This window comes from uncultured Marixanthomonas sp., assembly GCF_963974425.1.
GTDB lineage: Bacteria > Bacteroidota > Bacteroidia > Flavobacteriales > Flavobacteriaceae > Marixanthomonas.
On record NZ_CAXBCK010000014.1, the window covers coordinates 17,145 to 33,132 of the forward strand.

The window sequence follows — 15,988 nt, forward strand, 5'->3', positions numbered from 1 at the left end:
ATGGTTTTACGTACAAACAAGTCATATATTTGACAGTGTATTAGTGAATATGTAACTGCATTATAATTTTTTGTGGGGATAAAAAATTAGAATCGTTACTATATTAAAATTTACTAAGTTAGGTTTGTTATTAGCGTCCCGCCGAAAGGTCGGGACGCTTTTCTTTATAAGAATTTAAAACCTATTTTGAAGTATCTTTCTCAGTGAAATTTTTAAGTCCTTCTTCTAGCCAATATAAGTATTCATCGGCATCGGGTGTATAACCAACAGGCTTATTTAAAAGATTAAAGTTAGTATCCATTAAAATGTAATACGGTTGTGAGTTATTTTTAAAATTAACCGTTTGGAACGTTGCCCACTTATCTCCTATTGTTTTAATCTTTTTAACACCTCCACTTGGTTTTAAAAAATTAAATTTTTGATCATCTGGCAGTTCTTTTCTATCATCAACATACAGTGAGATTAAAACATAATCTTCATTGATGGTTTCAAAAATATCTTGACGGCTCCATACTTGTTCTTCCATTTTTCGACAATTAACGCAAGCCCAGCCTGTAAAATCTATCATAATAGGTTTACCAGCAGCTTTTGCAACAGCCAGCCCTTCCTCTAAATCTTTATAGGCTTCAAGTCCTAAGGGAGCATCGGTGTCTTTATCATATACACTATAAAATAGTGGTGGTGGGAAACCACTTAATAATTTAAGGTTGGCATAACTTGAATTTGTCAGCCCAGGAATAAGGTAAAGCATAAATGCAAATGTTACCACACCAACTAAAATATTTCCCATTGGTGGTCTTTTCTTTTTAGGTCCGTCGTGTGGAAAACGAATAATACCAAAGAGGTACAATACCATTCCTAATGCACATATAATCCATATGGCAATAAATATTTCACGTTTTAAAAGCCCCCAATGTTCTACCAAATCTGCATTTGAAAGAAATTTGAAAGCCAGACCCAATTCAATAAAACCTAATACCACTTTAACTGTATTAAGCCATCCTCCACTTTTGGGCAAAGAATTCAGCCAATTTGGAAACAATGCAAAAAGTGCAAATGGCAAGGCCAATGCCAAACCAAAGCCGCCCATACCAAAAGTAAGTTGCATCGCCCCACCATCACTCGTCAACGAACCTCCTAATAATGAACCTAAAATGGGTCCCGTACAAGAAAATGACACTATAGCCAATGTTAAAGCCATAAAGAAAATACCAATCCCTCCGCCAATACTAGAAGCTTTGCTATCCATACGTGAACTCCAAGAGTTTGGTAGTGTAATTTCATAAAACCCGAAGAATGAAAAGGCAAATACCATGAATATCACAAAAAAGATGATATTCAAAGTGGTATTTGTCGATATATTATTAAGTATTTCGGGATCTAGTGAATCTAGTAAGTGAAAAGGTAAACTAAGTAATAAATAAATTGCAAAAATGAATACGCCATACAAAATGGCATTGGCCAATCCCTTTTTCTTATTCTTAGCTCCTTTTGTAAAAAAGGAAACTGTTAACGGTATCATTGGGAAAACACAAGGTGTAAGCAAAGCAATTAATCCTCCTACAAAACCTAATAAAAAGATGGTTAAAAACCCTTTTTCTGATCCTTCCTCATGCTCAGTTCTATATTGATCTTTATTGCCAATATCAATTGTCAATGCAGCGGTTTTTTCTAAGTCATCTGCTGTTACTTCGGCGAGGTCTTTTTTCCCTTTACCTGAAGCTAAATCTACTTCAAAAGTTTTCGTGTCTGGAGGTAAGCATTTTTCATCATCACAAACTGAATAATAAATCTCAATATTTACTTTTAAGTCTTCCGGATTAACCACTTTTATAGCCTGAATAAAAGTTGCTTTATCTTCAAAAAAGATAACATCTAGATCAAAAACCGGATCGTGTATAGGACTCACATCTGGTTCTTGGGTTTCTCCTACTAATGTAAAGGTTTCTGGTGTGTTGTTATAAGCAAACTCTGTAGGTATGGGACCTTCAAACTCTTCACCAAATTGTTTTTGGCTATACAAATGCCACCCTTCTTCAATTGTGGCTTTCATTAATACATTATATACATCGTCTTTTTCCTGTTGGACTGTCACTTCCCAAGAAACAGGATCTAAAACTTGTGCAGTAAGTGTATTGGATAAACAAAAAACTGAAATAAAAAGTAAGAGGAATTTTTTCATTGTAGAATTAATTTTTAACCGTGATTTTCAATATGTCTGTTGTTTTTGAAGTTACTTTAAAACGTTCATCAGCTCTGTGACCAATAATCCAAATAATTTCTGAATCACTACAGAGCACCCAGATTTTTTCTTTAGCTACCAAAGATAGCTTTTCATCTTTAAAAAACTTACTTAATTTCTTTTTTCCTTTCATCCCGAAAGGCTGAAATGCATCGCCTTTACGCCACTTTCTGAGTTTTAAAGGATAATGTAATTTATCTTTATCGACGTAAATCACACTGTTGTCAATATACCCTATTTTATCGATAGGAATAAATTCAATTTGTAATGGAATTTCAATTTTTTTTATATTTTTTTTTATTAATATTTCATCTATTTGTTCTTCTGAAGTGATTTTTGTTAGCAATAACACATTTCTATCTTTTAATAACCTATGTGTAGTTGAAAAAACTTGCTTTCCACTTTGAGCTTTTAACAATTCTGGAACAACTTCCCAATCTGTAAAGCCAAAAGGGTGTAATAGTTGGTACAAAACCGCTTCGGTATGAGGAAGTTCTTGCAATTTTTCAATATGAAGGGTATAACCATCAAAATTTTCGGTAACGGCTAGATTATAGACCAACGCCATATAATCTTCAACTAAATCTTGGCTGTCTTTTAAGTATTTTTGTGTTTTCTGAAAGTTTTGTAACACTCCTTCTGTCGCATTTTTATACTCTGGTAATACATCGTGTCGCAATTTATTTCGAAGATATTCGGTTGATGCATTACTACTGTCTTCTCGCCAAGTAAGTTTGTTTTCTTTAGCGAAAGCCACAATTTCTGAGCGGGAAAATAGCAACAAAGGTCTGATTACTGTTTCATTTATTTTGGGTATTCCCGTTAATCCTTGTAAACCACTCCCTCTACTTAGATTAATAAAAAATGTTTCTAAATCATCATCGGCATGATGACCGGTTGCCAGGTAATCGTACTTAAAGTCTTTTAAAATTTCATAAAACCAATGATAACGTAACTCCCGAGCAGCCATTTGTGTTGAAAGTTTGTGATCTTTGGCAAATTCTTTGGTATCAAATGTTTCCGTAAAAACTGGGATTGATAATTTATCTGCCCAATCTATCACAAACGTTTCATCACCATCACTATCTTTTCCACGCAATGAAAAGTTACAATGCGCCAAACCAATGTTAAATCTTGATTTTTTCAGCAAAAAAGAGAGCACAACACTATCCACTCCCCCGCTGCAAGCTACTAGCAGCTTCTTATCTTTCAAGAATGAAAAATGTGTGTCAATATGTTCCTTAAATATTTGAAGCATTATATCGCATTTGTAATAATTCCTAAGACCACTGCAATACCAAAGCTGAGCATCGTGCCAATGAGAACATATTCGGTTTTTAAAGTTTCTTCATCTCGATAACGTAAAATGGATTTTGCTGCAATAAGGAAGCCAACTGCTTCGTATTGGTCTATCACTATAAAAGTTAAAGTTAATAAACGTTCCAAAACCCCGATTACTTTCCCAGCATTAGGTAGTTCATTGTCACTAGTCACTTCAATTTGAGTCGCACTGAACACTTCGCGAATAAATATATTGGCCGGTTTTAGACAAATAAGATACCCAATAATTAAAAATAACTCTTTGTTACCTATTGGAAATTCCCAAAGTGAATTTATCCCTTGGTATTTAGCAAACCCCCAGCTTACAATCATTAATACAATAATATGCATGGCTTGATCTATAAAAAAGGCATAACGACCTATTGATTTGCTTCGGTTTATATAAGGTTTGCAACCATCTATAACAAAATGTAGCACAGCTATTATTACAGCTCCATAAATAAAACTTAACTGAAATGCTAACAGCCATGATAATGCAAAGACAATTAGTATGTGCCACACCAAGAGACCACTTTTAAAACCTAAACGGTTTTTTTGTTCTGCCATGACTGACCATTGAAAAAAGTAATCGGCTAAAAAATGTGCTAATAGCTGAAGCAATAAAAAGGTTGAAAATTCCATGGTAGTTATTTAGAGAGGGTTTTTGAAAAATCTAGGACAGCCGTTTCAATAGCATTCCAGCCTACACTTGTGGAGTGCCTATTAACAGCTGATTGGCCAATGCCCAATGTTTTTGCTATTTCGTCTTCTTGTTGGTTTAATAGTTTTAAATATAACACTTCGCTCTGTCTTGCAGTTGCTTTACTTAGCAGGGTATCTAATAATTCAAAAACAGGTTTAAAGCGGTTGTTGAGACTTGTGTTTTCTGAAACAAAAAACAAGGTGTTTTTAATAACTACCCGTTCTTTATTGTGTGTAGACATCCCACTAATTTCACGACCGGACAAGTAAATGGCTTCTCCATCAATAATTCCTTCTTTAGGTTTATATCTACTTAATGATCCATACCCTATTGCTAATCGTAATCCGTGGGTTTTAAAAAGCCGAACACGGTTTTTGTCTTTTTTATAATTACTCAGTTCAATCGGGATTGATTTCACAAAACTTTTAATTGCCAAAGCCACCCGCAAACCATCTTCAGCTTTTGGGACTACACATTCTATGTAATCTCCTTTTATAATTCGACCATATACTTTAAACTCGTCGTCTAGGTTTTTTAATAATTTGACAAGTTCTTTCTCTACTGTGCTACGGTCTTTATTGTGTAAACTAGTAGATGAGACTATATCTCCAGATAAAACTGAATACATCATTATTGTTTCTTTTAATCAAATATACAAAAATATGCGTATTTAAATACATAAAATAAGTTTATGTGTTAATAAGCACATAAATAGTAAATATGCCGTTTAAAACTCATAAACAGGTTTTATGAGTATAATAGGTTATCACGACTCCAAAACTGTTCGCATGGCTCGGGCTTTTAACAGACATTCTTCATATTCATTTTCAAGTACAGATTTTGCAGTTATAGCACCTCCAACTGAAAAACTAACATACTTTTTTGCTTCATTGTATAAAATACTACGAATAACCACATTAAAATCAAAATCGCCCGTAGGTGTAAAATAGCCTACTGCGCCACTATATAAGCCACGTTTAGCATCTTCTAATTGCTCAATGGTTTTCATGGCTGAAACTTTAGGAGCACCTGTCATACTTCCCATAGGGAAACTATTTTTAATGATTTCAACAGGAGAAACTGATTCTTTTACTTCGCATCGGATGGTAGAAATCATTTGATGCACTTGTTCAAACGTGTATATTTTACAAAGCTCTTCTACAGCAACCGTACCTTTTTTAGCAATTCGAGATAAATCGTTTCGCACCAAATCGGTAATCATGATATTTTCACTGCGTTCTTTGGGATCGTTCTGTAGCTGATTTATCATTTTTTTGTCTTCGGAAAGGTTTGATAACCGTTTGGCTGTTCCTTTTATAGGTTGCGAAACTACAACATCTCCAGTTTTCTTCAAATATCGTTCTGGCGAGGCAGACAATGCATATAAATCCGTAAACTTTAGAAAGGTGGCAAAAGGTGATAAAGATATTTTGTTTAAATGAAGAAAAGTGGATAAAGGATCAATTACCGTGTCTTCTGCATAAAACTCTTGACAAAAATTGGCTTCATATATATCGCCGCGTTCTATATGCTTTAGCATAGCACCTGCTTTTTCGAAATAAGTATCTTTGGAGGTTCGTAAGCTAATTTTAACTGAATTATTCGTCTTAGGAGTTTCAGAAAAATCTGTACTCAATATAGTTTGCCAATCGTTTTCTAATTCATCATCTACCATATTTAGATAGTGCATTTCTACTTCAGTTTCAGAAAAAAAGAAGATTTTTTTAGGCTGAAAAAATTGTAAATCGGGAAAACTCAATCCGTCAATATTTGAAGACGAAAGGTTTTCAACATCGTTTTTTAAATCATAGGTTAAATAACCAAAAAGCCAATCTTTAGTAGTGGATTGGTATTCTTCTAACTTTTTAAATGCATTAAAATGGTCGGTTCGGACTGCCGTAAAGGCATCGACAGCCAATATTGCACTATACTTGCTATGGCCGTCTTTAAAACTATTGCTATCCATCCAAGCAACTTCTTCAAACTCTTGCGCCCAAGCGAGAATACGAGGTTTTAATTCGTCTAAAGAGTTTATTGATACTTTTTTAATTGCTCGCATAGTAAAAGTTTATAGAAGTAGTAGTATAACTCCATTCAGGAGAAAACACTTTTTAATTTTCCAAAGATATTTAAAATGAAACTTGAAACCATATTAAAAAAAACACTTAAAAAGAAACCAACTTACGTATTTAATCGTAAATAAATTGTGATTCAACGATTTTTATAGGAATTGCCCTACAAATCAGTTAATTGCGTTATTTTTTTTATTAATATTGTTAACAGATAACCCAAATCTCTTACTTATGAACAAAATTACATTTACCAATTTGGTAATTTTGGTTCTATGCATATCCCCCTACCTGAATGCACAGGTTGGTATAGGAACAACCTCACCAAAAAGCTCGCTAGATATAAAAGCTTCTAGCCAATCTACACCTAATAATACCGATGGTATTTTAATACCACGATTTGATGCTTTTCCAGCTACAAACCCTGGAGCAAATCAAGATGGTATGTTAGCTTTTTTAAACAATGCTATTGGCACAGACGATAAAGGTTTTTATTATTGGGACGATGATCAAAAAAAATGGATCAACATTGGTGCCGAAGAATGGAAGGCTGGGACTAACCCAAGTGGAGACAATTTAATTTATGCCACACGGGCAAAATTAACCGGTACAGACATGGTAATAACCGATGATGGCCGCATTGGTTTTGGTACCGATGACCCAGTAGAACGTTTTGAGTTTAGAGGCCCTGGAGATAATGATTTTCAAATTACAAGTGCAAATGAAAACCCTCCAAATTTCATTTTATACAATACGGGAGGATCTTTAGAAGAGCCAGGAACTTTACCTGCGAATAGAGAAATAGGCTCCTTTATTGTAAAAACCCATGATGGTAGTGATATAGTTGAACCAGGGGGCTTTCGTTTTTTCATGGACGGTGTTGCCACTCCTGGAAGTTCCCCTTCACGTTTTGTAATAAATACCACCCCAGAGGGAAGCACAACCCAACAAGAACGGATTATTGTAAGAAGTACTGGAAACGTTGGAATTGGAGCCCAAAACCCAACCCAATTATTAGATGTAGATGGGAACGCACGTGTACGAGGATTAACTTCTGGATCTGTATATAGTGACGCTAATGGAAACTTAACAAATACACAAACAGGTATTCATACAGTTGCAATAGGAAAAATAAATGCTGATGGTACAAATGCAAAAATAAGAGGAGCATCGGTGGTTAAAAATAGTGTTGGAAATTATACAGTGTCTTTTCTTTCAGCCCGACAATCTGCTAATTATATCATTCAACTAAGTACTTTAAATTGTAACAATTGTTCAGGCGCTGCGGATGATAGCATAAATATATATTATGAAAATCAAACAATTAATGGTTTTGATGTTATTATAGGGTCTAATGATACTGGACAGGGAAACAACGCATCCAATAAAAAGGTTCTAACCGACAGAGAATTCATGTTTATTGTTCTCGATTTTTAATCGTTAATAATATATATATACAAAGGCCAGCAATTTTTGCTGGCCTTTTTTTTGGTTTTAACATATTGATATTTATGATGTTAAAAATTATTTAAAACCTTTTATTTAAATTTTCTGCTTTTTAGATTGTATAAAAAACCTATACTTATGTTAAAATCACTCTTAAAATTCCCCGTTTTATTTTTGTTAATTTCCAATGTGATGTATTCGCAAGTAGGAGTTAACACCACAACACCCGATCCCTCAACTGCCTTAGATGTCAATGGAACAACTAGGGTCAGAACCCTATCCAATGGTGCCGTATATAGCAATGCCAATGGAGATCTAAATAATAATGGGCCACAAACTATTGCTGCCGGTTTAATTCAAGGAAATGGAACTGCCATAAAAATTAGCGGTGCAACTGTTTCAAGACTAAATGAAGGTGATTATCAAGTTACTTTTAATACACCTAGACCCACAACTACCTATATTATCAATTTAGCTACAATAGATTGTGGTGGAAATTGTAATGGATCAGCAAATACATATGATGACCCTGGTATTACGTATTACCAAAGACAAGCTGCTGGTTTTAGGATTAATATTGGTGATAGTGATAATGGTGCCACACAAAAAGATGATATTGATATTGAATTCACCTTTTCAGTAATCGATTTTTAAAAAAATTAGAATTATCCATTAAAAAAGCCTACTTAATTATTCAAGTAGGCTTTTTTAATAATAGTTATTTTATTAACTATGAATGTATTGGTCTATTTTCAGTTGCCGCTAATGCAGCTTCTTTAACAGCTTCAGCATACGTTGGGTGTGCGTGGCTCATACGAGCTATATCTTCAGCACTCGCTCTAAACTCCATTGCTGTTACTGCTTCAGCAATTAAATCGGCAGCACGGGCACCTACCATATGTACTCCCAACACCTCATCGGTTTCTTTATCGGCTAATATTTTTACAAATCCATCTGTGTCACCACTTGCACGGCTTCTTCCTAAGGCACGCATTGGAAATTGACCGCTTTTATACTCAACTTTATCTTCTTTTAACTGCTCTTCTGTTTTTCCTACCGAAGCAACTTCTGGCCAAGTGTAAACTACACCAGGAATAAGATTATAATCGATATGCGGTTTTTGTCCGGCTAATATTTCAGCTACTAACGTGCCTTCTTCTTCCGCTTTATGCGCTAACATAGCACCTTTAACTACATCACCAATTGCGTAAATATTTTTCACGCTAGTTTGTAAGTGCTCGTTCACTTCAATCTGTCCTTTTTCATTTACTTTCACACCTGCTTTATCCGCTTTTAAACCATCGGTAAACGGTCTTCTTCCGACTGAAACCAAACAGTAATCACCTGTAAATGTTACTTCTTTATCTTTTTTATCGGTCGCCGTAATTGTAACTTCATCTTTCTTTCTTTCTACTGCGGAAACTTTATGCGACACATAAAACTTCACACCTTGTTTTTTCATCACTTTGGTAAGCTCTTTACTTTGCGCTTTATCCATCGTTGGAATGATGCGGTCCATATATTCTACTACAGAAACCTCTGCCCCCAAACGACGATACACTTGACCTAATTCTAATCCAATAACACCCCCGCCAATAACGATCATGTGCTTCGGGATTTCCTTTAAAGTCAATGCTTCAGTTGAAGTTATAATGCGTTCCTTATCAATTTCGATAAAAGGTAGTGTCGCGGGTTTACTTCCGGTTGCGATAATGGTGTGCTTAGCTTCGATGGTTTTATCACCATCTTCAGAAGAAACAACAATATGCGTTTCATCTTTAAAAGAACCTACACCAGTAAGTACGTCAATTTTGTTTTTATTCATCAAAAAATCGATTCCTTTTGTAGTTTGTTCTACTACCGAAGCTTTGCGATCGATCATTTTTTTGAAGTTGATTTTTACATCACCTGGAAATTCAATTCCGTGGTCTTCAAAATGTTTGATTGCCTCTTCATAATGGTGTGAAGAGTCTAATAATGCTTTACTTGGAATACACCCAACGTTAAGGCAAGTACCGCCAAGGGTGTTATATTTTTCAATGATTGCGGTTTTCATCCCTAGTTGTGCGCAGCGAATTGCAGCAACATATCCTCCGGGACCAGAACCGATAACGGCAACATCATAGGTGCTCATAAGGTGTGTTTTTGGTTTAAAACCGCAAAGTTACAATGTAATTTAACAATGGGCAATTTTGAAGTGTAAAGGATTGTTAATTTATTACTGTAAACTTAGTTGGGTTGTGTTTTTCACTTCGCTAATGCTAAAGGAACTTTGTGTACTCCCTATATGTTTAATAGTGGTAAGCTTGTTTACCATAAAAGATCGAAACTGCTTAATGTCCTTCACTACAACTTTCAGCAAATAGTCATAATCCCCACTTACATGAAAGCACTCTAAAACCTCATCAAGACTTGTAACTTCTTCTTCAAACATAGTTAAGTAATCTTGGGCGTGCTGTACCAATTTTATATGACAAAAAACCGTAAATCCTTTGTTTACTTTTTCTTTATCCAATATGGATACATATTTAGTGATTATACCTTCACGCTCTAGTTTTTTTATCCGTTCATAAACTGCTGTAACTGATAAATTTAACTGTAAAGAAAGTTGTTTATTAGTCTGTTTTGCATTTTCCTGAAGTAATTGCAATAAGGCTTTATCTATTGTGTCTAAATTCATACCTGAAAATTTTTCTGAAACATACTGAATTTAATGAATATTTAAGTTATAAAATCCATAATAATTAATTTAAACCGTTTTATAATCTAAATATTCGACCAACCATTGACAAATAGTCTAACAACCATTATTTTTGAAAGAATTGAAACTAAAATTTTAAACTCAAAATATATTTTAATGGCCGATTCTAAAGATTTTAATCCAGCAGACAGTATACAAGACCTTCAATATTTTGGAGAGTTCGGTGGTGTGAATCCATCAATATCAGACTCTTCAACCTACACTTTCCTTTCAGCAAAGACAATGTTCGATACTTTTGAAGGCAATGCTGAAGGATGTTATTTATACTCACGTCACTCTTCCCCCTCAAACCTTTATCTTGGAGAAGCACTTGCTGCAATGGAAGGTACGGAAACTGCAAATGTTGCCGCAACTGGAATGGGCGCTATTGTACCAGCCATCATGCAATTGTGCTGTGCTGGTGATCACGTAGTTTCTAGCCGAACTATTTACGGCGGGACCTACGCTTACCTAAAAAACTTCGCTCCCCGCTTAAACATCAATACTGCTTTTGTAGATATTACCGATATAGATAAAGTTGAAGCAGCGATTACCGAAAACACAAAAGTAATTTTCTGTGAAACCGTAAGCAACCCGTTATTAGAAGTAGCCGATATTGCTGAACTTTCTAAACTCGCTAAAAAACACGGCATAAAACTATTAGTAGACAATACCTTCTCTCCTCTTTCGGTTTCTCCGGCGAAGTTTGGTGCCGATGTTGTGTTACACAGTTTAACAAAATTCATAAATGGTAGTAGCGACACTATGGGCGGTGTTATGTGTGGAACGCAAGAGTTTATTAACGAGCTTAGAAGTGTAAACGATGGTGCTAGCATGCTCATGGGAGCATCGATGGACAGTATGCGTGCAGCTTCTATCCTTAAAAATATGCGTACGTTACATATTCGGGTGAAACAACACAGTAAAAATGCAATGTATTTAGCCGAAAAATTTCAAAAGGATGGGTTAAAAACTGTATACCCAGGATTGGCTTCACACCCAAGTCATGAAAAATTCAAGAAAATGATGAATGCTGAATATGGATACGGCGGCATGTTAACTGTTGATGTTGGCAGCTTAGATAAAGCCAACGAATTGATGGAACTCATGCAAGAACGCAACTTAGGGTATCTAGCTGTAAGCTTAGGTTTTTATAAAACGTTATTCAGTGCTCCGGGAACTTCAACCTCTTCTGAAATTTCTGAAGAAGAGCAAGCTGAAATGGGCCTTACCGATGGATTAATACGCTTTTCTATTGGGTTAGATAACAATATAGAACGCACCTATGATATGATGCGAGCATGTATGGTGAAAGTTGGAATTTTATAAAGCAAAATACATACTTTTTAAATAAAAGCGGACTTGATAATTATATTCTCGTCCGCTTTTTCATTTGCATACCATTTTACAAAATCGTAACATTACATCTAATTTAAACACTACATTAATGGAGGGCCAAAACCAAAATCCTGAAAACGAAAACGTTATAGAAAACAAGAATCTTAACATTTGGGAAGCTTTAATTCCCGTTTTTGCTTTAATAGGGATGCTGGCCTATAATGTATATGTATATGGTGACGATGCATTAAGTGGAAGTAATCAATTTATTTTATTAATGGGGGCTGCTGTAGCTGCCATTGTAGGGGCTTACAATAAAGTAGATTACAAAATGATGATAGAGGAAGTTGCTAAAAATATAAAATCGACTTCTGGAGCCATTCTCATATTATTAATGGTTGGTTCTTTAGCTGGTACTTGGCTTTTAAGCGGTATTATACCCACCATGATTTATTATGGGCTACAAGTATTAAATCCTACTATTTTTCTAGCAGCTTGTGTTGTTATCTGTGCTATTATTTCAGTAGCCACTGGCAGTAGTTGGACAACTTCAGCTACCGTAGGTATTGCTCTAATTGGTATTGCCGAAGCACTTGGTATCTCATTAGGAATGACAGCTGGCGCTGTACTTTCGGGCGCCTATTTTGGAGATAAGCTCTCCCCTTTGAGTGACACTACAAATTTAGCACCAGCTATGGCTGGGACCGATTTGTTTACGCACATTCGATACATGACATTAACCACGATACCAACCATTATAATTACCATATTGTTTTTTGTCATATTAGGATTTACATTGGATACAGAGGGCGTGGCAGACACCGCATCAATATTGTCGTCTATTGAAGCGTCTTTTAATGTTAGTCCGTGGCTTTTTCTTGTACCTGTTTTAGTTATTGGAATGATAATTAAAAAAACACCTCCCTTAATCGCCTTACTAATTGGTACTTTATTAGGAGGCGTGTTTGCTTTAATTTTTCAACCTGGTGTAGTTGCCGCCATAGGCGGATCCGAAAACTTAACTTTTATGAGTGGCTATAAAGGTGTAATGGATGCTATAACAGTAGATATCGCCATTCCAACTAATAGTGAAGTATTAAATGATTTATTTTCAGCTGGAGGAATGTACGGAATGCTTGGTACCATATGGTTAATAATATGCGCTATGGTTTTTGGTGGAATTATGGAAGCGATTGGTGCTTTAGCTGCTATAAGTAGAGCTTTATTAAACTTATTCCATACCACGTTTGGTTTATTTGCGAGTACCGTTTTTACTTGTTTAGGTTTAAACTTTACCGCAAGTGATCAATACTTGGCTATTGTAGTTCCTGGAAAAATGTATGCGCAAGCATATAAGGATAAAGGGTTGGCTCCAGAGAATTTATCTAGAACTTTAGAGGATAGTGGTACCGTGACTTCTGTTTTAATCCCTTGGAACACTTGTGGTGCTTATCATAGTGGCGTTTTGGGTGTGCCTGTTATAGATTATCTTTTCTTTGCAGTTTTTAACTGGTTAAGCCCATTTATGACACTATTTTTTGCCGCTTTCCGGATCAAAATCAAAATGCTCAATGAAGCTAAAGCTGCTTAAAACATACACTTTACAAGCAGTATAATGTTTCTTCTATAATTACACATATAAACTATTTATTTTATCTATACTTAGATAGAATTTTACGTTTTTATTTAGAAAATTAAGCGGTTATTTCTCCTATTTTTGCCAGTGAAATAAAACAATAACTTTAAAATTAATTTTTATATGTCATTAGTAGGAAAACAATTTCCAAATATTACAGTAGATGCTATGAACGAGATGGGAGACACCCTTCAAATTAACGTTCTAGAAGAAGCTAAAAAGAATAATAAGAAAGTAATCTTATTCTGGTACCCAAAAGACTTTACTTATGTGTGCCCTACTGAAATTCACAAATTTCAAGAGGCTTTAAAGCAATTTGAAGACAAAAACACAATGGTAATTGGTGCTTCTTGCGATACTCCTGAGGTTCACTTTGCGTGGTTAAACACACCAAGAGACAATGGAGGAATTGAAGGCGTTACTTACCCATTATTGGCAGATACAAACCGTAACCTTTCAAGTGCATTAGGTATTCTTGACATTGAAGGAGAATCGTATGACGAAGAGCAAGATTTAGTTACCCTTAAAGGTTCAAATGTAACATACCGTGCAACTTACCTAATTGATGAAGAAGGTAAAATATTCCACGAAAGTGTTAACGACATGCCATTAGGTCGTAACGTAAACGAATACCTTAGATTAGTTGACGCATACACTCACGTTCAAGAAAAAGGTGAAGTATGCCCTGCAAACTGGGAAGAAGGTAAAGAAGGTATGATTGCCACTCGTGATGGTGTTGCTACGTACCTACAAAACTAAACAGCATGTTAGTAGAGCTTAAAGACGATAGTCTAAAACAACTGGTTGAAGAAGAGCAAAATGTGGTGGTACAGTACGCTGCATCTTGGTGTGGGAACTGTAGATTGATGAAACCGAAATTTAAGAAGCTTTCTAATGAAGTAGAAAATTTTAAATTCGTAATTGTTGATGCAGAAAAATTCCCAGAAAGCCGCCAAATGGCTACTGTGGATAACCTGCCTACATTTGCAACCTTCAAAGACGGAAAATTTGTTAATCAGGTTCAAACCAACAAGTTTGATCCATTAAAAGAGTTAGTAGATGAAGTTGCCAGTAATTAGACACTTACAACGTAATAACTCCACAGTACAAATAGAGAATTGCATTGAAGTCTTAGAATCTTTTAGCGAATACAATCGCATAAGTGATGAAGAGTTAAATGTAGTTGGTGAATTAATCACCAATCTTTGTGGTGCTGTAGAAGTTAATCAAATGATCGAAGACGGAATGCCGGAACGTGATGCAGCTAATGCTTTTTCAAAGAAAGTTATTGGTTCTATAGACCGGTAGCACGTAATAAATAACACTTATAAATCCCCCTTCACAATAGTTGTTGGGGGATTTTTATTTTCAGAAAAGAGTCAAATGTTTATGATTACTTTTAGAAATATCAACCAAAGGTTTATGTAACTTTATATTTCATAAAAAATAAAAGAGATGGCTACTATAACATTAGGCGGAAATAAAATTGAAACTTCAGGGAAACTACCTCAAAAAGGCGATAAAGTCCCTAATTTTAAATTGACTGCTCAAGACATGTCAACCAAGACGCTTGAGGATTATAAAGGCAAACGTGTTGTTTTAAATATTTTTCCGAGTATCGACACCAATGTGTGTGCAACTTCTGTAAAAACGTTTAACGAAAAAGCAACAGGTTTAAAAAACACCGAAGTATTGTGTATTTCACGCGACCTTCCCTTTGCTCAAAAACGTTTTGTAAGCGATGAAGATATTACTAACGTGACTAATCTTTCAGACTTTAAAACTGGTAACTTCGGGAAAGAATATGGACTAGAAATGATTAGCGGTGCTCTAGAAGGACTACACTCAAGAGCTGTACTTGTATTAGATGAAGAAGGTACTGTAATTCACTCGCAACAAGTACCTGAAATTGGTGAAGAGCCCGATTATCTTTCAGCATTAAAGCCTTTATTATAGTATGTGGGATTCCTTTCTTGGTAAACGCCTTAAAGGTTGCGGCTACGCAGCCAAAGGTGCTTGGATGTTACTCAAGAATGAGCATAGCATACAAGTGCAAGCCTTTATAGCGGTTATAATGACTATTGCTGGGTTTTACTTTCATATTTCTACAACCGAATGGATGCTACAAATATTTGCAATTGCACTAGTGATGAGTATCGAAGGATTGAATACAGCCGCTGAAGAAATTGCAGATTTTGTCCATCCCGACTTTCATAACAAAATAGGACTTATAAAAGACATCGCCGCTGGGGCCGTTTTTTTTGCTGCAGTCGGTGCTGTTATAATTGGATGCATTATTTATATTCCGAAGTTTTAAAAGGATTACTTCTCATCTACATCTAGTTCCAGTGCCTCATAGATGCATATTTTTAATCTAAGATTTAATTGTTTTTTTCAATTTACTTTCTCAAAAATACAGCTGCATTTTCAATAATTTTATGTAGTTTGTGACGTTCTATATTGTATTTTTGCTCAAAAGACAACCCAATCCTCC

Annotated in this window: 16 protein-coding genes; 9 read left to right on the top strand and 7 right to left on the bottom strand. The window is 35.2% G+C overall.

Annotated elements, in window-relative coordinates; genetic code table 11:
• Window positions 1-181: 181 nt before the first annotated feature.
• From AACZ92_RS05495 to AACZ92_RS05515, 5 genes are all read right to left on the bottom strand, one after another.
• Window positions 182-2,182 (bottom strand): cytochrome c biogenesis protein CcdA, encoded by a 2,001-nt coding sequence (locus AACZ92_RS05495; RefSeq protein ID WP_339698069.1) that lies wholly within the window; start codon window positions 2,180-2,182, stop codon window positions 182-184.
• Between the two features lie 7 nt (window positions 2,183-2,189).
• The gene (tilS, locus tag AACZ92_RS05500) at window positions 2,190-3,500 is read right to left on the bottom strand and encodes a tRNA lysidine(34) synthetase TilS (protein WP_339698072.1); all 1,311 of its coding nucleotides are present in this window, start codon (window positions 3,498-3,500) and stop codon (window positions 2,190-2,192) included.
• On the bottom strand, window positions 3,500-4,204 hold the full coding sequence (locus AACZ92_RS05505; RefSeq protein ID WP_339698076.1) for a DUF3307 domain-containing protein: 705 nt from the start codon (window positions 4,202-4,204) through the stop codon (window positions 3,500-3,502). The genes tilS and AACZ92_RS05505 overlap by 1 nt, the downstream gene beginning before the upstream one ends.
• 5 nt (window positions 4,205-4,209) lie before the next feature.
• Window positions 4,210-4,896, bottom strand: coding sequence for a fumarate hydratase (locus AACZ92_RS05510; protein WP_339698079.1), 687 nt, complete (start codon window positions 4,894-4,896; stop codon window positions 4,210-4,212).
• Window positions 4,897-5,031: 135 nt separating this feature from the next.
• Window positions 5,032-6,324 carry an anthranilate synthase component I family protein gene (locus AACZ92_RS05515; protein WP_339698082.1) on the bottom strand — a complete coding sequence of 431 codons (1,293 nt, stop codon included), beginning with the start codon at window positions 6,322-6,324 and terminating at the stop codon, window positions 5,032-5,034.
• 244 nt (window positions 6,325-6,568) lie between these two features.
• On the opposite strand from AACZ92_RS05515, the gene AACZ92_RS05520 reads away from it, so the two are divergent.
• Together AACZ92_RS05520 and AACZ92_RS05525 are read left to right on the top strand one after the other, a co-directional pair.
• Window positions 6,569-7,771: a hypothetical protein gene (locus tag AACZ92_RS05520; protein WP_339698086.1), complete on the top strand. Its 1,203-nt coding sequence runs from the start codon at window positions 6,569-6,571 to the stop codon at window positions 7,769-7,771.
• 147 nt (window positions 7,772-7,918) lie between these two features.
• Window positions 7,919-8,434, top strand: a complete 516-nt coding sequence (locus tag AACZ92_RS05525; RefSeq protein WP_339698089.1) for a hypothetical protein — start codon at window positions 7,919-7,921, stop codon at window positions 8,432-8,434.
• A 76-nt stretch (window positions 8,435-8,510) separates the two neighbouring features.
• On the opposite strand, the gene lpdA is transcribed toward AACZ92_RS05525, so the two are convergent.
• Both lpdA and AACZ92_RS05535 read right to left on the bottom strand, forming a co-directional pair.
• Complete coding sequence (gene lpdA, locus AACZ92_RS05530; RefSeq protein WP_339698093.1) at window positions 8,511-9,914, bottom strand: dihydrolipoyl dehydrogenase; 1,404 nt, start codon at window positions 9,912-9,914, stop codon at window positions 8,511-8,513.
• Between the two features lie 84 nt (window positions 9,915-9,998).
• Window positions 9,999-10,460: an Lrp/AsnC family transcriptional regulator gene (locus AACZ92_RS05535; RefSeq protein WP_339698095.1), complete on the bottom strand. Its 462-nt coding sequence runs from the start codon at window positions 10,458-10,460 to the stop codon at window positions 9,999-10,001.
• A gap of 177 nt (window positions 10,461-10,637) precedes the next feature.
• Here AACZ92_RS05535 and AACZ92_RS05540 point away from each other — a divergent pair, with 177 nt between their 5' ends.
• The 7 genes from AACZ92_RS05540 to AACZ92_RS05570 all read left to right on the top strand — a co-directional run bounded on the left by AACZ92_RS05540 (window position 10,638) and on the right by AACZ92_RS05570 (window position 15,811).
• A complete protein-coding gene (locus tag AACZ92_RS05540; RefSeq protein WP_339698098.1) occupies window positions 10,638-11,849 on the top strand; it encodes an aminotransferase class I/II-fold pyridoxal phosphate-dependent enzyme in 1,212 nt (403 codons plus the stop codon).
• 118 nt (window positions 11,850-11,967) lie between these two features.
• Window positions 11,968-13,449: a Na+/H+ antiporter NhaC gene (gene nhaC, locus AACZ92_RS05545; protein WP_339698102.1), complete on the top strand. Its 1,482-nt coding sequence runs from the start codon at window positions 11,968-11,970 to the stop codon at window positions 13,447-13,449.
• Between the two features lie 168 nt (window positions 13,450-13,617).
• Window positions 13,618-14,253 (top strand): peroxiredoxin, encoded by a 636-nt coding sequence (locus tag AACZ92_RS05550; RefSeq protein ID WP_117159946.1) that lies wholly within the window; start codon window positions 13,618-13,620, stop codon window positions 14,251-14,253.
• Between the two features lie 5 nt (window positions 14,254-14,258).
• Window positions 14,259-14,573, top strand: a complete 315-nt coding sequence (locus AACZ92_RS05555; protein WP_339698109.1) for a thioredoxin family protein — start codon at window positions 14,259-14,261, stop codon at window positions 14,571-14,573.
• Window positions 14,554-14,802, top strand: a complete 249-nt coding sequence (locus tag AACZ92_RS05560; RefSeq protein WP_339698112.1) for a hypothetical protein — start codon at window positions 14,554-14,556, stop codon at window positions 14,800-14,802. The genes AACZ92_RS05555 and AACZ92_RS05560 overlap by 20 nt, the downstream gene beginning before the upstream one ends.
• Window positions 14,803-14,949: 147 nt before the next feature.
• Window positions 14,950-15,450 (top strand): thiol peroxidase, encoded by a 501-nt coding sequence (gene tpx / locus AACZ92_RS05565; RefSeq protein WP_339698115.1) that lies wholly within the window; start codon window positions 14,950-14,952, stop codon window positions 15,448-15,450.
• A gap of 1 nt (window position 15,451) precedes the next feature.
• Complete coding sequence (locus tag AACZ92_RS05570) at window positions 15,452-15,811, top strand: diacylglycerol kinase family protein (protein WP_339698118.1); 360 nt, start codon at window positions 15,452-15,454, stop codon at window positions 15,809-15,811.
• The last annotated feature ends 177 nt before the right edge of the window (window positions 15,812-15,988 follow it).